The sequence below is a fragment of the Streptomyces sp. NBRC 110035 genome (genome assembly GCF_000829695.1).
GTDB lineage: Bacteria > Actinomycetota > Actinomycetes > Streptomycetales > Streptomycetaceae > Streptomyces.
The window spans coordinates 40963-58786 of record NZ_BBNN01000040.1 but is presented as its reverse complement, the minus strand read 5'-3'; the positions used below and the strand labels follow the sequence as shown (position 1 = coordinate 58786).

At 68.9% G+C, this 17824-nt stretch carries 24 protein-coding genes; 9 read left to right on the top strand and 15 right to left on the bottom strand.

Features of this window, described 5'->3' with window-relative positions; all coding sequences use genetic code 11:
* Nucleotides 1-174 precede the first annotated feature (174 nt).
* From TU30_RS26825 to TU30_RS26790, 9 genes are all read right to left on the bottom strand, one after another.
* Nucleotides 175-405, bottom strand: a complete 231-nt coding sequence (locus TU30_RS26825; RefSeq protein ID WP_042174611.1) for a hypothetical protein — start codon at nt 403-405, stop codon at nt 175-177.
* Complete coding sequence (locus TU30_RS26820; protein WP_042174609.1) at nt 402-959, bottom strand: hypothetical protein; 558 nt, start codon at nt 957-959, stop codon at nt 402-404. The genes TU30_RS26825 and TU30_RS26820 overlap by 4 nt, the downstream gene beginning before the upstream one ends.
* A gap of 352 nt (nt 960-1311) precedes the next feature.
* Entirely contained in the window at nt 1312-1752 is a 441-nt protein-coding gene (locus tag TU30_RS26815) for a hypothetical protein (protein ID WP_042174606.1), read from the bottom strand.
* Complete coding sequence (locus tag TU30_RS36610) at nt 1749-2576, bottom strand: WhiB family transcriptional regulator (protein WP_199816899.1); 828 nt, start codon at nt 2574-2576, stop codon at nt 1749-1751. Before TU30_RS36610 ends, TU30_RS26815 begins: the two co-directional genes overlap by 4 nt.
* The gene (locus TU30_RS26805; RefSeq protein ID WP_042174602.1) at nt 2573-2818 is read right to left on the bottom strand and encodes a hypothetical protein; all 246 of its coding nucleotides are present in this window, start codon (nt 2816-2818) and stop codon (nt 2573-2575) included. The genes TU30_RS36610 and TU30_RS26805 overlap by 4 nt, the downstream gene beginning before the upstream one ends.
* 77 nt (nt 2819-2895) lie before the next feature.
* On the bottom strand, nt 2896-3132 hold the full coding sequence (locus tag TU30_RS36185; RefSeq protein ID WP_158719372.1) for a hypothetical protein: 237 nt from the start codon (nt 3130-3132) through the stop codon (nt 2896-2898).
* A gap of 108 nt (nt 3133-3240) precedes the next feature.
* Nucleotides 3241-4947, bottom strand: a complete 1707-nt coding sequence (locus TU30_RS26800; protein WP_042174599.1) for a DNA cytosine methyltransferase — start codon at nt 4945-4947, stop codon at nt 3241-3243.
* The gene (locus TU30_RS26795) at nt 4947-5912 is read right to left on the bottom strand and encodes an ATP-binding protein (RefSeq protein WP_078878540.1); all 966 of its coding nucleotides are present in this window, start codon (nt 5910-5912) and stop codon (nt 4947-4949) included. Before TU30_RS26795 ends, TU30_RS26800 begins: the two co-directional genes overlap by 1 nt.
* A gap of 85 nt (nt 5913-5997) precedes the next feature.
* Nucleotides 5998-6534, bottom strand: coding sequence for a hypothetical protein (locus TU30_RS26790; protein ID WP_042174597.1), 537 nt, complete (start codon nt 6532-6534; stop codon nt 5998-6000).
* Nucleotides 6535-6747: 213 nt separating this feature from the next.
* Between TU30_RS26790 and TU30_RS26785 the strand changes: the two genes are divergently transcribed.
* The 5 genes from TU30_RS26785 to TU30_RS26765 all read left to right on the top strand — a co-directional run bounded on the left by TU30_RS26785 (nt 6748) and on the right by TU30_RS26765 (nt 9626).
* Nucleotides 6748-7197: a hypothetical protein gene (locus tag TU30_RS26785; protein WP_042174595.1), complete on the top strand. Its 450-nt coding sequence runs from the start codon at nt 6748-6750 to the stop codon at nt 7195-7197.
* 17 nt (nt 7198-7214) lie between these two features.
* Nucleotides 7215-7487 carry a hypothetical protein gene (locus TU30_RS26780; protein ID WP_042174593.1) on the top strand — a complete coding sequence of 91 codons (273 nt, stop codon included), beginning with the start codon at nt 7215-7217 and terminating at the stop codon, nt 7485-7487.
* 666 nt (nt 7488-8153) lie between these two features.
* Nucleotides 8154-9008: a hypothetical protein gene (locus tag TU30_RS26775; RefSeq protein WP_042174591.1), complete on the top strand. Its 855-nt coding sequence runs from the start codon at nt 8154-8156 to the stop codon at nt 9006-9008.
* 24 nt (nt 9009-9032) lie between these two features.
* On the top strand, nt 9033-9257 hold the full coding sequence (locus TU30_RS26770) for a helix-turn-helix domain-containing protein (RefSeq protein WP_042174713.1): 225 nt from the start codon (nt 9033-9035) through the stop codon (nt 9255-9257).
* Nucleotides 9258-9308: 51 nt separating this feature from the next.
* Complete coding sequence (locus TU30_RS26765; RefSeq protein ID WP_052479926.1) at nt 9309-9626, top strand: hypothetical protein; 318 nt, start codon at nt 9309-9311, stop codon at nt 9624-9626.
* Here TU30_RS26765 and TU30_RS33055 read toward each other — a convergent pair.
* The 3 genes from TU30_RS33055 to TU30_RS26750 all read right to left on the bottom strand — a co-directional run bounded on the left by TU30_RS33055 (nt 9623) and on the right by TU30_RS26750 (nt 11378).
* Complete coding sequence (locus TU30_RS33055) at nt 9623-9976, bottom strand: endonuclease domain-containing protein (protein WP_078878545.1); 354 nt, start codon at nt 9974-9976, stop codon at nt 9623-9625. The two genes, TU30_RS26765 and TU30_RS33055, sit on opposite strands and share 4 nt — an antisense overlap.
* 128 nt (nt 9977-10104) lie before the next feature.
* On the bottom strand, nt 10105-11136 hold the full coding sequence (locus TU30_RS26755; protein WP_042174589.1) for a tyrosine-type recombinase/integrase: 1032 nt from the start codon (nt 11134-11136) through the stop codon (nt 10105-10107).
* Nucleotides 11133-11378, bottom strand: coding sequence for a hypothetical protein (locus tag TU30_RS26750; RefSeq protein WP_158719371.1), 246 nt, complete (start codon nt 11376-11378; stop codon nt 11133-11135). The genes TU30_RS26755 and TU30_RS26750 overlap by 4 nt, the downstream gene beginning before the upstream one ends.
* A 602-nt stretch (nt 11379-11980) precedes the next feature.
* On the opposite strand from TU30_RS26750, the gene TU30_RS26745 reads away from it, so the two are divergent.
* The 3 genes from TU30_RS26745 to TU30_RS26735 are packed head-to-tail and all read left to right on the top strand — an operon-like array spanning nt 11981 to nt 13091.
* Entirely contained in the window at nt 11981-12376 is a 396-nt protein-coding gene (locus tag TU30_RS26745; RefSeq protein ID WP_042174584.1) for a hypothetical protein, read from the top strand.
* 2 nt (nt 12377-12378) lie between these two features.
* The gene (locus tag TU30_RS26740; protein WP_042174582.1) at nt 12379-12684 is read left to right on the top strand and encodes a hypothetical protein; all 306 of its coding nucleotides are present in this window, start codon (nt 12379-12381) and stop codon (nt 12682-12684) included.
* An 11-nt stretch (nt 12685-12695) separates the two neighbouring features.
* Entirely contained in the window at nt 12696-13091 is a 396-nt protein-coding gene (locus TU30_RS26735; RefSeq protein ID WP_042174580.1) for a hypothetical protein, read from the top strand.
* 173 nt (nt 13092-13264) lie between these two features.
* Here the strand turns inward: TU30_RS26735 and dcd are convergent, their stop codons facing one another.
* Nucleotides 13265-13846 (bottom strand): dCTP deaminase, encoded by a 582-nt coding sequence (dcd, locus tag TU30_RS26730; protein ID WP_042174578.1) that lies wholly within the window; start codon nt 13844-13846, stop codon nt 13265-13267.
* Between the two features lie 141 nt (nt 13847-13987).
* Between dcd and thyX the strand changes: the two genes are divergently transcribed.
* The gene (gene thyX / locus TU30_RS26725; RefSeq protein ID WP_042174576.1) at nt 13988-14740 is read left to right on the top strand and encodes an FAD-dependent thymidylate synthase; all 753 of its coding nucleotides are present in this window, start codon (nt 13988-13990) and stop codon (nt 14738-14740) included.
* Between the two features lie 247 nt (nt 14741-14987).
* On the opposite strand, the gene TU30_RS38085 is transcribed toward thyX, so the two are convergent.
* A complete protein-coding gene (locus TU30_RS38085; protein WP_052479925.1) occupies nt 14988-17432 on the bottom strand; it encodes a hypothetical protein in 2445 nt (814 codons plus the stop codon).
* A 16-nt stretch (nt 17433-17448) separates the two neighbouring features.
* Nucleotides 17449-17802 carry a hypothetical protein gene (locus tag TU30_RS26715; protein WP_042174574.1) on the bottom strand — a complete coding sequence of 118 codons (354 nt, stop codon included), beginning with the start codon at nt 17800-17802 and terminating at the stop codon, nt 17449-17451.
* Nucleotides 17803-17824 lie beyond the last annotated feature (22 nt).

Here is a 17824-nt window from a genome sequence, read left to right as displayed (position 1 = left end):
TGAAAGTGGTTCGGCTAGAACCTGGAAGTTGCTCGCTCGGGTTGGCGCCCGGCGGGCCTTAGATCGGATTGGCGTCCGATCAGTGGCACGAGGGCCGCAGGGCCCGGATGGTGTTGGCGCACCAGACCGGGGGAAGCGGCCGGGGCGGTCGAGGAATCTCCCGCCCCATAGCGGCTACGTCATCTGATCCCCCTCAGTGGGTGGGGTCTGCTCCTGCGCCTTGGTGGCGAGGTATTCGGCGGTCCGCTTGCCCAGGGCGGTCATGCCCTGGCGGACCTCTTCAGGGGTGAGGCCGGAGGCCGTGCAGTTGTAGTACGCGCCCTTGCGGTGAACGCCATAGGCGCCGTCACGGACACGCACCCGGACGACCTTGTTGCAGCGCGGGCACAGACGATGAACGCTCATCGCTCGCCCTCCGTCCAGCCGTAGCCCTCCGCCACCACACGGACCGTGGGGCAGGGGAACGCCACGGGATCACCTGCGTAGGTTCGGCAGGAAGCGCACACCGGGGGTGCACTGTGCTCGCCGTCGCAGTCGGCCGGGCACTGGGCTTCGCTGTACCGGCCATGGTCGGGAACGGCCTTGTGGAGTTCCAGCAGCTTCCGGTCGGCGGCGCAGCGGCGCCGTACAGCGGCCGGGCCAGCACAGTCGCAGAGCGTTGCGTCTCGCAGGACGATTGCGTCAATCAAGCCGGTCCCGTGCGACTCGCACTCAACGTCGTGCCAACGGTCGGCGTCTGCTTCCGCCTTGCTGATGGCGCGGTCCAGCCAGGCGAGGAGGTCCCTCGGGCCGGGCGCCGCCATGTCGACCATGAACTCGCCGATCGGGTTATCCAGTGCCTGATGGAGTTCGGCGACGCAGACAGTGGCGTCGTCGGCGCGTCCGGCGATGAGTTCGCGGACGGCGCGGATCTGAGCCAGACGGATGTCCTCGTCGGACATCTCGCCCCGGGCGGTCATGCGACTGAGGGGGTAGTGGTGACAGGACCCGCATGCATCGCCGGTGTGATCTTCACGGCGGTGGCTGAGGTTGCACTGTCTGATCGTCCGGATGTCCGGGTACTCTTTGCCACGTCGGCACCTTCATTCGTTAGCGCGGTGAGTGTCGACAGCCCTCGCGTTCCGGCTTCGCAAACCGGGACCGCCACCAACGTGGCAGCGGGGGCTTCTGACATTCCTGCACGCTTTCCGTCCGGCCTCGCAACTGACTGGACGTCTGGCGCAGGCACCAGCCTACCGTTTGACCCCACCACCTGTCCCACCTTCCTTCCCCTCGTGTCGTTGGTACTACTGGTCACACCCCGACAGGCAGTCAGTGCCCGCCCGCACCCTCCCCGTCCGCCGGATGCGGCACCTCCGGCGCCACCAGACGCCGCGACCGCGCGGTCGTCCCCGCCATCGCGTGAAACCCGGCCTCCGACAACTGGCCCGCCACCCGATCCATCTCATCCCGGTACAACCGCGGCCTCACCGACCGGCGACCCGCATGCAGACCCACCGCCAACGCCCGATCCCAGATCTGCTGCACCACCACCGGATCCACATCCGGCCACAGGTCGACGGCCAGCTTCTCCGGCCGGCCCACCGTCGCCAGCTCACCGTTCGCGATCAGCCCCGCCAGGAACTCGCCCGACGACATCGCCCGACCCGTCAGCACAGCGTCCGTCCGCATCGTCTCGAACGCCGCGTCCTCGAGAACGCCGCCCTGCGCGTCGTCGGAGGAGGCGGGAGTGGTGGTGGGGTGAGTGGTCATGCTGCGGCCTCCAAAGGCGCGTTCGGGAACAGGGTGGTGACAGACGCCGCCCGGGAAGACCGAGCGGCAGGGACAGGAGCGTCCGGGAAGTCGAAGAAGGCGAGCTGGCCGGGCGCCACCGTCACCCGGCGACCGCGGCGACGGGACTGGACCGCACGGGCACAACCCGCAGCAGGGACAGCAGCCGGGACCGGGGCGGGCTGGACGTCGGGCAGGTCCGCCGGCTCGAGGAGACCCCGCTCCACCGCGGCCGCCAGCAGCTCGGCACGGCCCGCGGACTTGTCCAGACCCAACTGGGTGGTCAGGCGGGCGATCTGCCACTTCGCCGTCCGCAGGTCCATCCCGGCCGCCGTGGCAACGTCCTCGGGCTCCTCGAACCGGGCCAGCGCCTTGAGGACGGCAAGCTTCTGCCGGGTGCGGAGCTGGGACACCGGAGCCGGCTCCGGCCGGGCCACCGTCTCCCGTACCCGCTTGTACTCCACGAACGCCCGGTGCCGCTCCAACGAGGTCAGACCACCCAGGATCGCGTGCTCCTCCGCCAACTCCCCCTTCGGCGTCAGCGACGACCCGTAAGCCAGGCACTGCACCATCACCGGACAGCCCACGCACACTTCCACCGCGGCCGCCTCCCGCGCCTGCCGCGCCTCGAGGCCTTCCCCACCATCCAGGTCCGGGGCCTGCCACGAATCCACCGGCACCGAGATGTCACCTGCCGCCATCCGCGGGTTGTCGACGTCGGGGGCGCAGCCCCGATACCGGTAGCGCGGATGGTCCGCAAGCGCTCGGAGAGCAGTAGCTGAATCCAGACGAACAGGCTGGGTCACGAGGAACCCCCTTCCGGGTCGTGATGAGTAGCAAGAGCCGAATCCAGAACCAGGTCGGCCTGACGCAAGGCGTGCTGCGCCTGCACGCTGCGATGCAGCCGCATCGTGAACGCCTCGAGGTCCTGCTGGTGCAGACCGTCCGTGAGACGACGCGCGGCGCGCTCCGCATCCAGAGCACGCCGCAGTTGGTAGAAGTGCCGGGCCCCGCACGCCGCCCCGGCCAGGGCGGCGAACGCGGCCACAACAGGTATGCGAGATGCTGGCACTGCGCTCACCTCCCTTGATGGTGTGCCAGACGGGTTGGACAGGCCGGCCCGGGTCAGGGCCGGTACAGCGAATGCACCCGCGCGACCACGTTCTCCGCAGCCTCCGCCGCGTCCAGGACCGCGTTGTCGTGCGCGGCCTGCGCCTCGGTCGACTGGGCCCGCCACCGGGCCAGCACATCCGGCCGGCGCGAATACGACGACGGACGCCGCCGCTCTCCCCGGAGAGCCAGACGCGTACCGAGCACAGAGACGACCAGGAGCGCGAGCAACCAGAAGGCGGATGAAGACATGACGGAACTCCGATCGGCGTAGGCCGGTATGGGTGTGGTGGGTAGCCCCGCGGGGTGGGCTGAAAGGAGCGGCCCGCACGAAGGCGGGCCGCAGATGGCGCAGATGAATCAGGCGGCGGCCGCGAACTCCGGCTCTGCGTACCGGTCGATGTCCTCGCCGGTGACGGCCTCCACCAGCGCGCACACCAGAACCTCGGCAGCGTTCGGGGTAACGGCATTGCCGTACTGGCGGACCTTCTCCCGCTTGTTCCCGAGGACCACGTACTCGTCGGCGAAGCTCATCGCGCGGCCGATCTCGTGCGGCTCGAGCATCCGGAACATCACGTCGTCGATGTCGACCTCACCGCGCACCAGGGCGTACCGGTCCCGGGTTGTCAGCGCACCGATCGGCTCATTCACCGACCGCGGGGCACCATTGCCGTAGTACGGGACGAGCATGTGCTCCCACGTGAGCAGCGACTGGTGTCCGGCCGTCGTCATCGTCCGGAACGGCTCGACCGGCGAGGTGCAGTGCTCGCCGCCGTCGCCCTTGGAGCCGTTGTTCCGCATCACCATGGCGGGCATCGGCGGCGTGACCAGCCCGTGGTGGTTCCCGGACGCGGTCACAGTGGCGAGGGACTCCGCCACGGTCCGGGCAACGGAGCCGCCGCCCCGCAACTCGGCAATGAACGGCAGCCAAGCCAGCCCGGTTTCGTTGCGGGTCGTCATCGCCCGCAGTGGGCCGTGCGCGGACGCCGCACTCTTACCCACGCGGCCCTCGACGGGGACCATCAGCGGCGGCACCATCAGCGCGTCGTTCTCGCGGGTGGTACGCGCGGGCATCGGCTCGCCGACGGAGACCGCGGCGTCCCGCCAGGTGCCGCCGGCCGGGACCATCATCGGCACGGGGCGAGCGAACTTCTTCAGTCCGGCCTCGATGCGCGCGAGGGTCTTGTCGGCGAGCGGCTTGGCCCGGTCACCGATCCGCTGCCCGGGAATCGACCAGTCGATCGCCGCGGCGGCGGGCAGGGCCTCCGGCTCAACGACCTGGTTGCGGCAGCGGGTGTTCGGACACCGGTACACGTACTGGCTGCGGTAGCGGCCCATGTCCCGCTTCGGGTCCTTGAACACCTGCATCGCCTGCACGAACGCGTCGCAGCCGGAGCACCAGGCGCGCGGCCTCAGCCACTTGTCCCAGTCCGGCGTGCGGCCCAGGCTCTCGTGCCAGTAGCCGACGTACAGCCGGTCCCGGGACTGCGGCGCCGCGTGCACCGACCGAGGGTTCGCATGCATCGAGTTCAGGGCGATGATCCGCGTGCGGTAGCCCAGCTTGTGGATCTCCCCGATCCACCGGTCCCACTGGTCCCAGGCGCGGACGTCGGTGACGTTCTCGACGATGCCGGCCTTCACCAAGCCGCCCCGCTCCTGCACACCGCGTAGGTACAGCGGCACCTCCTCCATCAGCGCCCGGGACTCCTCCTCGGCAGACGGCTCGTCGTCCTCGTCGGTCGAGGCGAGGAGATCGAGGAGGCTGCCCTGCATGGCGTCGGCGAAGTCCCGCTTCTTACCCTTGGCGACGCTCCAGTTAGTACATTCTGGGCTGGCCCAGAAGATATCGGTCACCGGCCAGTCCCACACCGGGGCCTTACGGATGTCGCCCTGGTAGTGGCTGGTGGTGGGGAAGTTCGCGGCGTGCGACTCAATGGCGAGCTTCCAATGGTTCGCGGCCCGCTCCACGCGGACGCCGGGCACGGAGTGAACGCCCTGGGAGGACCCTCCTGCCCCGCAGAACCAATCCATAACAGACAACGCGTCGTTGTCGTTGCGGTACCCCATCAGGCGGCTCCCCTCTCCGTGTCGCCGCCCTGCGCGGCCTTCCGCATCTGCTTGCCGCGCTCCTGGATATGGGCACCCAGCGTCGTCGCAGAACCCTCCGGCGTCAGCATCGGCGCACCCTCCAGCCGGCGCGCCCGAACCTTCCGCATCAGTGCACCCAGGTCCTCGAACGTGGCGTTCTCCCGGTTCGCCTCCGTGATCAGGTCCTGCACCGGCTGCACCGCCGTACCGTCCTCCAGCCACGCCTTGATCTGCTGACCGAACTCGATACCCGGCTGCCGCACCACCGCACCCGTCAACGTCCGTGCCCGGGACTTGGTGACCACGAGAGTGTTCTCCCAGTCCATCGAGCCGACGATGTCGAACTCGTACTCCAGCCCTTCACGCTGCTCCGGCTTCATGCCAACCTTCCGCGGCACCTGCCGGCCACGGTCATTGGTCTCCAGTACGTAGTCCGTCTTCGCACGCATCGTCACGATGACGTGCCCCGGGTACGAGACCAGCGCATCGACCATGCGACGCTCCATCGGCCGGGCTTCCTTCCACCCGCCGAAGCTGTTCCCGCCGAAGCCCTTCTTCGCGGCGTGGTCGACCTGCTCCAGCATGCCGCCGGAACCGGACCAGAAGTGCGACAGGGAATCGACGATGACGACGTCGTACCCGGCCGACCCGGCAGCCGCCAGGGCCTCCACCAGGTCGTCCGGGGAGAAGTACGCAAGCTCCAGGACGTCGAAGGCGAACTCGTTGGCGTACTTGCGGGCCGAACCGCGCTCCGTGTCGATGACAGCGATGCGAGAGCCGAGCGCCGTGGCGATCGTCAGCGCCGAGTAGGTCTTGCCCGAACCGCTGGGCCCGTCCAGGGCGACGCGGGCCTTGGACTGCTCCTTGGTGGCCGGAGCGAACTGAAAACGGGTGTGAGAAGTCGGACCGCCCGCGTTCGCGGCGGCCTGGATGGCCTGAGCCATTGAGGTCTCCTATAGAGGTTGTACGAGATAGGGGCGAGGCCGGCCGGTTGTCGGCGTCCAGACCCGGCCTCACCCCCAGATAGGGCTACTCCTGGTCGGGCATGGCCGGAGCCGTCACACCACGCTGGTCGTCATCCGTGATGCCGTACTCCTCATACAGCCACGCCGCAGCCACCAGCCCCGGCGTCACCTGCCAGCCCAACTCGGTCGACTTCGCCGGGCACAGGGCTTCCACCTGGTCCCGCAGAGTCTTCGACGGACGCACGTTCAAGTTGTCCTTCGGCGTCGCCGACCCGCGGGCCGACCGCAACGGCTTCGCCGGCACGAAATCCCCGGCAATAAACGCCCGGAACCCCTGGTCAACCACATCCGGAAGGCTGTCGCCGGCCACCCGGGAGGCGGCCAGGATGGCGTCCTTGATGGTCTTGTTCATCCACAACGCCATGTTCGGGTCGGCGGCGGTCTCCTTGACCGGCTTCTTCAGCAGCTCCCACCCGCGAGGGGCAGTCACCGCATCGATCGCCTCAGCCAAATCCTCGTCCCCGGACTGGCGGAGACGATCCGAGGCGACGGTCAGACGGGCACGGACAACCTCGGGGGCGAGGCGTCGGCTGCGCGGCATGCGCGGTCCTTTCGGCGGGCTCCCGCCGTTCCTGGACCGGTTCGGCGGGTGCGTGGGGGCGTTAGCCACCTAGTGTCCTCCATATCTCATTGCGCCCGCCATGGCTGTGGCGTGCGGGGGGGGGGTGGGGACCACAGTACGCGCAAACCCCTTGCTTGCGCAATGGAGTATGGGTAATGTGGTGTCATCACCACACAGCGAGGGGACACCGCAATGCGCATCACCGCCCGCCAGACCCAGACCAAGACCCTCGCCGACCTCTACCGCAGCCTCGACCGCCGCCAAGCCGTCACGATCACCTACCTCAAGCCCGGCGAGACCGAGCCCACCGTGCGCACCATCGAGATCATGGAGCTGCGCACCACCAGCGTCCGCATCACCAAGACCGGTCAGGTTCGCGGCGGCGGCATCGTCATCATCGCCATGTGCCGCCTCCGCCGGGAGCGCCGCGAATTCCACCTCGCGGGCGTCCTCTCCTACACGGTCCACCGGATGGGCTACACCCTCACCCCGCCCGCCAACACCACCTACGAGCGCCCCGAGCCCCAGCCGGCCGACGACGCCCAGGCCCTCTTCTACTACGAGCTGGCCCGCGACCCCGACGACGCCGACTACCGTCCCCGCGTGAAGCTGACTCAGTCCCAGACCGGCCTTGCCGCCTGACCGAAGGAAAGAAGACTGTGCCGACCACCAGCATGATCAGCCAGAAGACCACCCGAGTCATCGAACTCGCCGTCACCGACGCTCCTCCCCTGAAGGCGGACTACGAATACCACGACGTCACCGGCCTCCGGCTGACCTACGAAGACGAGCAGCTCACCAAGCTCACCGTGATCGGCATCAGCGAGGAAACCGGTGAGACCGAAGAGATCGGCACCCGCCTGGACCGGTACGACATGGTGCAGCCCTGGATCCGCGACGCCGTGGAGAAGCACCGGCCGACCACCGCCTGACCCCGGACATGCCGAAGGCCACTTCCCCGCATCGGGGTTGTGGCCTTTGCGTATGATGATCGCGCACGCGCAGCGTAGCTCAGGAAGTCGCCACGGGTCCAGATCTTGCGCGAAGACCTACTCCCCGCCGTCTTCTCCCTCGCCATCCTGTTCCGGGTCCCGCACGTACTTGTCCCACCGCTTCGCCACCGTTCCGCCCCTTCTGCCAGGTCTTCCGGCTGCAAGCTATTGGGGGGGAACCCCACCAGAGGGAGCAGCCCCCAAAGCGTCACTCTCAGTTACTTGTCACTTCACCGCAGCTTCGGGAGTGCCGGGCCGTCAAAGCGTGCGCTGGACGGCATCCCACGCGTGCTCAGGGAACGGATCGGGAAGCTCGGGAAGGTCTGCGGAGGGCATGGCGATCACCCTGCCACAGGGCACTGACCCGCCGCGGGCAGGGGGAACACCTTCCCCGGTTCCGGCATACGGTGCCCGTGTGGCCTCCGGCATGGGGCCCGCGCCCGCTCCCCATGATCGGCAAGGTTACAAAACTTCCACCCCACCACCCTCCAGCCTGCACGCGCGACCCCACCCCGCACCCTCACGCACACCGCCACCACCCCGCCACTGGGGATGAGGTAGCCCGGAAGTTTTGTAACCCGATCATCGGGCGGGCAGGATAAGGCCATGGACGCCGACGACTTCCTGCACGACTGGCTCGCGGGATCCGCCCTGCGCCCCTCCACCCGCGCCGAATACGCGCGCGAGATCGGCTCCTTCCTCACCTGGTGCCGCACCCGGCAAGTTGACGCCTACACCGCCCGCCCTCAAGACATCGCCGCCTGGGCCCACGACTGCTTCCTCGCGCCCTACCTCGACGGCCGGCCCTTCAACGGACCCGACGCCCTCGCCCAGCTCGCCGACCACCACCCCGAAGCAGCCCGCTCCCACGACCGCCGCATCAGCGCCCTCACCCAGTTCTACGAGGCCGCCCACGGCCGCCGCATCATCACCATCCCCCCCGACCTGGTCGCCCTACGCTCCGGCGTCACCCGGCCCGCCGGCGCCAAAAACCGCCTGGCCCGCATGGAACGTGCCACTCTGTTCGCCGTCATCGGCGGCTGGGGCCCTCACTACTCCCGGCACTACCAACGCGACCGGCTCGCCGTCTGGCTCCTCCTCGAGGGCCTGCGCCCCGCCCACGTCGTCCGCGTCGACAAACGCCACCTCTACCCCCAGCCCGACGGCACCTGGGAGATCCGCGCCCCCGACGACCACGAAGCGGTCGGCAAACAGTTCGTCCTCGAGCCGCTCACCGGCGCCGCCGTCAAGGAGTACCTGAAGGTCCGCCCCGAACCCGCCGACCCGGGCGAACACGCGCTGCTGCTGAACGACAACCGGCAAGCGTTGCAGTCCCGCTGGGTCAACAAACTCGTCGGACAGATGGCCGCCACCCACCCCCTCCTCGCCGACCGGCAGCCCCCCGTCACCGCGGACACCATCGCCCACACCGGATACTGGGACACCCCCAACGGCGGCTGATGCGCGATGATCACCCTTCGGGACATGGCAGAGGAGACGGTCATGGTAGGCAAGGGCAGGAAGGTCACCGGCACAGAGCGCGACAAGCTCGCCTCCGACCTGAAAAAGGCATACGCGAGCGGCGTCTCCATCAGGACGCTGGCCGAGAGCACCGGACGCTCATACGGCTTCACCCGCGGCATCCTCCTCGAGGCCGGCGCGGTCCTCCGCAGCCCAGGCGGAGACGCGCGCAGCCAGCCCGGGACGTGAAATTGCACGTATGCGGCGCGCCGCTCCCATCGGCCGGGCAGGCTGTACGGCATGACCTGCGAAGACACCCAGCCCACGCGGATCACGTGGGAAGTCCAGCTGTACGAGATCGTCACCGGTATGTGGATCAGCCGAGGATACGGGCGCGCCACCACCACCGCCGACCCCGCCGACATCGCACGAGCCGCCCTGACTGCCTACCTCGCCGGCACATCCGCTCACGGCGGGGAAACCTTCCGGGCCCTGGCCCGCCCCGACGGCGGGCAGCCGGTCATCGTCACCCCCGACGAACTTCCCGCGGGGGAGGTGGGGGCGGCCGCCCGGCAGGCCCTGCCCCACTACCTCCGGGAGGCACTGGCGGCGGGCTAGGTGAGGTCGGCAGAGGGGCTGTTCTCCCAGCCGTCCTCGATGACTGGTTCGGGAACGGCCCACTGCCGGGTGAACGGATCCCGGTAGCGGATCGTCAATCCGAGGATGGCAGTGGGCGGCCGCTCTCGATATGCAGCCATGACAGTTCCGGGAAGGCCGATAGCGACACCCTCACGCGTGTTGCACGAAACGCACAGCCACCCTCGCACCAGCCCGGTTTCGTGGTCGTGGTCGCAGACCATACAGCGGCCCGTCGCTCCACAGATGGCACAGCGGCCGGACTGCCAAGTCCTCAACGTCTCTTCGTCCGTGTGCCGGGCGGCTGCGGTCTCCTCCAACAGGTTGATCATGCTCGCGCTATAACCCGTGGTGTCGATGCCCTCCCAGAATCGACGGCTAATGTCGTCGCTGGTCGGACGCTCGGGCGGCCATGACCAGCAGGCGGGCGCGAGCATGGGGTAAGCAGTCCGTTCGTTGGTCACAGTCCGAGTCCAATCAGGGCGTTGTCCTGCTCGCTCCACTGGTCGACGATCTGCATGTAGCCGTCCAGCACCTTGGAGCCGTCGGCGTGTCCGGTGATGGCGGCGATGGCCTTACGGTCCTTGCCGGCGCGGCGGGCTTCGGTGGCGAGGCCGGAGCGCACGGAGTGGCCGGTGAAAAGGTCCTCGTATCCGGCGCGGAGTCCGGCGGCGGTGATGAGGTCGCCGGCGCGTTGCGGGGACAGGCCGTGCGGTTGGACTTTGCCGGTGTGGTGGATGCGGCGGAAGGCGTGCCGGTCGGGGTCGACGATGCTGGCGGCGGCTGCCCAGGTCTTCCAGGCGCGGACGGGGCAGGTGTCGGGGCTGGTGCCGTGGGGGACGGGGACGGTGCGGGGGTCGGTTTTGGAGACGGCGACGTGGACGAGGAGCCCGTTGTCGTCGTCGCGGATGTTCCGCAGGCGGAGTCCGGCGAGTTCGGCGCGGCGGGCGGCGATGGAGAAGCCGAGGAGGAGCATGGCGCGGTCGCGGAGGCCGAAGATGTCGGTGCCGCAGAGGGAGGCGATGCGGCGGAGGTCGTGCAGGCGCATGGCGGGGGCCTTGCCGCGGCCGCGCTCGGGCTCTTCGGCTTCGGCGGCTTTCTTCCGGTAGTCCTTCAGCAGCTCGCGTGCAGCCTTGGTGGCTTCGGGGTCGACGACGACGGAGTATTGCTGGCGCAGGGTGACGGTGACGCCGGCGAGGCGGCGGTCGATGGTGGAGTAGGCGGCTTGCTTGCGGGTCCAGAGGTAGTCGACGAAGGCGCGCAGGGTGCCGCGGGTGGCGGCGGCGGTGGGGATCTGGAGTTGGGCGCAGAACTCCTCCCAGACACGCCAGTCGGCGGCGTAGGCGCGGGTGGTGTTGTCGGGGCGCTGCTCGCGGGCGTGGGTGTCGCTGGCGGTGTCGAGGGCGGCGAGGCGGGCGCGGAGCTCGGGGTCGAACTCGGTGGGGAGCGGCGGGCGGTCAGCTGGTCTGGCGGGAAGGTTCTCGGTGCTCACAGCACCTGCTCCTCGTACCGGTACACCCACAGGGTCCTACCGAGAGTGTCGAAGTCCTTCCGGTAGACGAGACGGCGGGGCTCTGCGTCCTTCCGGTAGACGAGACGGCGGGGCTCTGCCTCCTGGTGGGCCGGAGCCTGCTGCAACTCGTAGGTGTCGGGCGGATTCATGGGTTCGCCGGGGATGACCACATGCATACCGTGCGCTGGCCCTCCGAACAGTTCGATCTCTACGGACTCCACGCTGCTCCCCTACCTCTCGTGATCGCTGGCTATATGTGAGCTTATCGGGAACCAAACGGTGCGATCCCCCGGGAACGCCGAGAAGCGCGGTGCCGCACCCTCGCCAAAGGGACTGCCTGCGGAACCGCGCTCTCGAACCAGTTGGAACCAGCCCCAGGAGGAGCCAACACCTCTACGGTAGGACGCCATGTGCCCTGCATGCCAGGTGTGGCAGGTAGTTGGGATGTCGATGCACCAATCCCCAGATCAGACGGCGATGTTCCCGGACGACTTCCCGTGCACAAACGACGAAGGGCCGTCGCCCGTCGGCTCCGGCCCCTCTGTCCACTGACCGCCCAAGCGCGGCAGACGGTGGATGCGTCCGGCGCGCCGCTTATCAGGCTGACGGCTGGCACTCAGCGTAGACCAGTTGGTCGGGCGCCCCGCCTTCTGCCCGGATCGGCCACGCGGGCGCCTGACGGCCCGTGAGGAGCTGGAAGGTCTCCGCGTACCGGCGATCCCGAGTTCGGGCGCGCCAGGCCCCTTTCTGCGGGTCAACTTCCCGGCGTAACCCTTGGAATCCTTGGGTTGTCTTGGATAGTCAAGCCCTGTAGTTTGACGGCATGACAGACGACACGGCTCAGCCCCACCTATGGGAGATCGACCATCCCTACTACTGCAAGGAGGGCAACTACTACAAGAACGGCCTGCACGACACCTATGCCTCGTGGACCGAGTTCCAAGAGGAGTGGGGCGATGCCGACAAGGACATGAACCTCGTCTTCCGCTGGGACTGGCAGCGTGACGACGGCGAGTACCTGGAGGAGGGTGAGGACCCCGAGCCGGACACGCTGCTCGTCTTCTGGGTCATCCAGCGCAAGGCGATCCTCCGCTCCACCGAGTGCATCGTGACCGAGGAGGACGAGCCCGCCGTCCGCGCATGGCTCGCCGAGCGCGGTCAGTACCTCGCCGCCATCTGGGAGCCGTTCACCCTGGCCCCCGCCGCCGAGGAGAACTGACCATGACAGGCACCACCGTCCAGCCCACCGGCCGCTGCTACTGCGGCTGCGGCAAGGAGATCGGCTACGGCCGGTACTTCGCCGCCGGGCACGACAAGACCGCCGAAGCCGCCTTCCTCGCCCTCCACCACGGCGGCACCGTCGCCCAGATGCTCCACGCCCACGGCTACGGCCCCGACGACACCAAGTCCGTCACCAAGGCCGCCGTGGACGCGGGACTCTGGCAGGACTGCCCGCGCGGCTGCGGCTACCGGGGCAACCAGGAGAGCATCAACAACCACGTGAACCGGCACCACCGAGAGCAGTGAGGACACCGACCATGGCCGACGTTGGCGCCGACCTCTGGAACGTGCAGAAGTTCAAACAGACACTGGGCGTCTACACCAACCTCGAAGCCGCCAAAGCCCACGGCGACCACGTCATCCACCACCACTACCAGGACGCCATGGACCGCCGCCGGGTCCCCGAGTCCCACCGCGCCATCGACTGGCGCGTGAACTGCTGCGGCCACCTGTACGGGCCCGGCCAGTTCAACCACACCGCCTACCCGGACGTGCACGCGGACGGATGCTGGCGGCAGAAGTCCGGACCGCTGACCCTGCGCCCCTTCTGGGCCGCCACCGGAACGGCGGCTGGCACCGGGCACGTCAGCACCGACTGGGAGATCTGGCAGGGGGCGGCCCACGACCGGTTCGACCCCAGCATGGCCGCATAGGCCCACGGAACAAAAATGCGGTGCCCCCGGCTGAGGAAAGCAGCCGGGGGCACCGCTATTCATGCTACCGATGTGCAGTTCTCAGAGGTCAAAGCGTGGTCCGACTCGCTCCGCTATGCGTGGGTCAGCACCCGCCACGCAGATCATAACCGCTACGCAGAGCCCTCAACGCATCACCGAGGCAGCACCGTCCGGTGGAAGCCCTGCCACGACCGGGACGCCGTCGGCCCCCGCTGCCCCTGATACCGCGACCCCCGCACCGCACTCCCATACGGATGCTCCGCCGGCCCACTCATCGCGAACACGGCGATCTGCCCGATCTTCATACCCGGCCACAACTTGATCGGAAGCGTCGCGAGATTACTCAGCTCCAACGTCACGTGCCCCTCAAAACCCGGGTCGATAAACCCGGCCGTGGAATGCGTAACCAGCCCCAGACGCCCGAGCGAACTCTTACCCTCCAACCTCGCGGCGAGCGTGTCCGGAAGGGACACCCGCTCGTACGTCGACGCCAACACGAACTCCCCCGGGTGCAGCACGAACGGCTCGCCGTCGTCGACCCGGACCAGGCGTGTCAGATCGTCCTGATCGAGCGCAGGGTCGATGTGCGTGTGCGCGTGGCTGTTGAACGCCCGGAAGCGGTCATCGAGACGGACGTCGATGCTGGCGGGCTGAAGCATCGCCTCATCGAACGGATCGATACCGAGCCGGCCGTCGCGTATCGCCGCGTGGAGGTCTCTGTCGGAGAGGAGCACGCCGCGAGCCTATGACCGAACTGCTTGCCGCCTTCCCCTGCGCCGACGGCGACCGCGGGCGCCCGAATTCGAGGGGCAACACGGGCCGCCGAGCCGGGCCAGACTGAGGGCACCTCACCACCCGCAGGACGGAACCCCACCATGCCCACACCCACCCCGACCTTCCGCAGCGACGTCACCGTCCAACTCGTCAAGCACACCGCATTCGACGCCGACGTCCTCTTCGCCGCCCGCGTCTCCACCCAAGGCGAACGCTCCCTCGACTCCCTCATCACCTGGGACCAGACCGACACCGAGCACCCGCAAGCACGCCGAAACCGGGGCCTCATCAACTACCTGATGCGGGACCGGCACGGAAGCCCCTTCGAGCACACGTCGATGACGTTCCTGATCAGCGCCCCCATCTTCGTGTTCCGCGAGTTCATGCGCCACAGGGCCGGCTGGTCCTACAACGAGGAGTCCGGGCGCTACCGGGAACTCGAGCCCGTCTTCTACGTGCCCGGCCCCGACCGGCGCCTGGTCCAGGAAGGGAAGGCCGGCCAGTACCAGTTCACCGCGGGCACCCAGGCGCAGCATGAGCTGACCGAGCGGGTCACCGTGAACTCCTACCGGCAGGCGTACGACGCCTACCAGGCGATGCTCGCCGCCGGTGTGGCGCGGGAGGTTGCCCGCACGGTGCTGCCGGTGGGCCTGTACTCGTCGATCTACGCCACCTGCAACGCCCGCTCCCTGATGCACTTCCTCGGACTGCGCACCACCCACCCCGACGCCACAACGCCGTCGTTTCCCCAGCGCGAGATCGAGATGGTCGGCGAGGCCATGGAAAACGAGTGGGCGAAGCTGATGCCCCTCACCTACGCCGCGTTCAACGCCAACGGACGCATCGCCCCCTGACTACTGGCGGGCCCGCCACGCTTCCAGTTCCCGGCGGCAGACCACGCACAGCGGGTTCCCGCCGTGCCCGTACCGGTGACAAGGGTGCTGGCACTTCGTGCACGGGCCGATCTGGGAGGGCGCGCAGTCGGGCGTAGGCGGCTTCGAACGTGCAGGGGCAGGGGTGCTCACCCGGTCATCGTACGTGCGAGCGATCCGGCGCCCGGAGCAGGGCGCGGCCGTCCCGCCGGTGGTCGCACCCTCGAGGTCAGGCCTTCAGCAGGTCGATGACCGGGGAGGCCATCGCGGCGAACCCTGCATTCGACAGATGCACGCTGTCCGTCCCGGCCCCGCCGGTGCCCGCGTTCGTGCCCCAATACCCGAGCGTGGACCAGTACGGCCAGCTGTTGCGGCCCATCTCCCACCAGTCGACCACCGCAGCGTTGTACGACGCCGCCAGCGAGCGCAGCCGCGCCGCGTACTCCGCGTATCGGTAGTTCGCGGTGGTGTGCCGACCGAGGTGGGGCATGCCGAGGATGATGTCCGTGGCGCCCTGTGAGGTGCCCAGGTCTCGTACGCCGCGCAGCCAGGCGGCCACGTTGTCCACCCACACGTCGGGGGCGACATCGCTGGATGCGTCGTTGGGTCCGGCCGTGTAGATGGCCAGGCTGGCCGGGTAGTTGATGCCGCCGTTCCATGTGGCGTTCAGCGCCGACTCCGGCAGCGTCGCGTAGGAACCGGAGCCGGCGCCCGCGCGGGCCAGGTTGTCGACGATGACTCCGCTGGCGTTCTCCCCGGCGGCTCCGGCGACGGTCAGGTATTGGCCGGTGGTGGTCGTGCCGCAGGTGAGGACCACTGTATGGGTGCCTGGGGTGAGGTCGGTGATGGTGGTGACCTGCACGGCGGCGGTTCCGCCGGGCACGGTCACAGTCTCTGCCGTGCCGCCGTCGATGGCGTAGGTGAAAGGCGGGCGGGTGCCGCCGCTGATGGTGTAGATCTTCACGGTGGTGCCGCGGACCGTGAACGTCATGGTGGAGCCGGTCACGTCGGTGTACACGCCGGTGATACCCGGCCCGTACCGGTTCGCGGACAGGGACCAGGTGCCACTCTGCCCGACGATCGCACCGGCAGTCGTCCATGCGGCGAGCGCCGCGGCATCTCCCGAGGCGAGGACGGTCGAGGACAGACTCGTCGTGTGATATCCGGAGCCGCCGTCCCCGTACTGGGCCTGGAGGGCGGTACGGACCAGGCCCGGCCACGAGTGGGTGATCGGGTTGGAGGCATACATGCCCTGCGTCGCACTGCCTCCGAGGGTGACGATTCGTGCGGGGGTGGCGCTGGCGGTGTCGCGGGCGGCCCGCCAGTGCTCCCCCCACCCGTTCGGCACGTACACGCCCTTCGCCGCGGGGGCGGCCACGTTCACGACGAGCCCGTAGGCGGCGAGCGCCTCCGTCAGAGACGCCACCGTCTCCCCTTGTGAGGCTCCGGTGACCTGTTGCTGGCCGGCCGGGTCGGCGCCGAAGAAGCCGATGCGGTCACTGTCGGGGTCCAGGACGTGCCGGGCGGCGCCGTACAGGCCGTCCACGAACTCGCGTTTCCCGGCATGCTGCACATTCAGGGAGCTTGCGGAGTACCGGTCGTAGGAGTGCTGGGTGCCGTTGAACGCGGTCCCGGACCACACGCTGGTGACGAGGTCGGCGCCGGTGCCTTCAAGGTCCAGGTCGGCGCCCCCGCGGCGGAGCCGGTAGCCCTTGGACGTGTCGTACACGGTCAGGTCCCCACCGGATATCTGAGCGTTCCCGGCGACGTTGAGGGCGGACAGCCAGGCGGTTCCCTGCTCGATTCCGGCGACCCGGGTGAGGCAGTCCTGCACGAATCCGTCGAGGTTGGTGACGGCGCCGCCGAGGTCGGTGACGGTGGCGTTGAGGGTGCCGAGGGCGGTGAGGGTGGCGAACTTGTTGTCGGCCCATGCGCGGTCCCCGTGCGGGTCGGTCGCGCTGGTGTGGGCAAAAACGGCGGCCGTCGCGGTCCCAGCCGGCTCGTAGGCGGCATCCGCGCGCGCCACTTCGGCGGTCATGGCGGTGTCGGTGTAGGCCTCCGCGTCCGCGTTGGAACCGTCAGCGCCGGGCGGACCCTGCTCGCCCTGCTCGCCCGGCTCGCCCTGGGGGCCGACGAGGGAGGCCAGCCATTGCGTCTGTGTGCCGGTGAACCCGCTCGTGACGGCCACCTCGTAGGCGGATGCCCCGTCCTCACCGTCTGCGCCCGGGGCTCCGGGGGTGCCGTCCTGGCCGTCGGTACCGGCCGGCCCGGCCGGGCCCTGTGCCCCCTGTGGTCCGGCTTCGCCAGGCACGTAGACGATGCTGCCCTGACCGGTCTGTGTGTCTGCCAGGTCGACCCGCAGCTGCCCCACCCACCACTGGCCGGCCTCGGGCACCAGAATGTGGGTGATGATCGGAACACCGGACAGGGTGCGGCCCTCCTGCACCGCCCACAGGGTGTCCCCGGACGTCGACTCGATCAGGCTGTTCGGGGTGAGGTCCGCCGACCAGTCCCCACCCTGGTCGGGGGTGATCGGCACCGGGCGCACCAGCTCTCCCTCCAGGGAGGGCACATAGCCGACCGCAGGGGCGCCGGTCACATCGACTAGCGCGGCCCGCATCTCCACCCGCCGCGAATCGCCGCCCCCCAGGAGCGTGCCGTTCACCATGGTCATGTGCGTGTACTCCAGTTCAGGCAGAAGGCGGCGGACCGGGCTGATCGTGAGGGGGGTGGGCGTCGAGGAGCGCCCCACGGTGCTGGGCGGTGATCACCATGTGGATTCGCTGCACCACCAGAGCGGCGATGACCACCATCAGCGCGGTGCGGATCGTTCGCAGCACCGAGGCAGGAGCCCCCTCCGGCCACATCGTGATCGCCACGGTGTAGGCGCCCAGCGCTCCTATTGCGAGGGTGAAGCCCATCAGGTGCCGGCCCACCGCGGTGGACCGCCACGGTGCGTGCAGGTGGTAGACGACAGCAAAGAGCATGCTGGCCAGGGCGACCAGACCCGATGCTGCCGTGTTTGCGAGCTGCGCCCAGTTCATCAGCGCTGACCTCCCTCCAAGG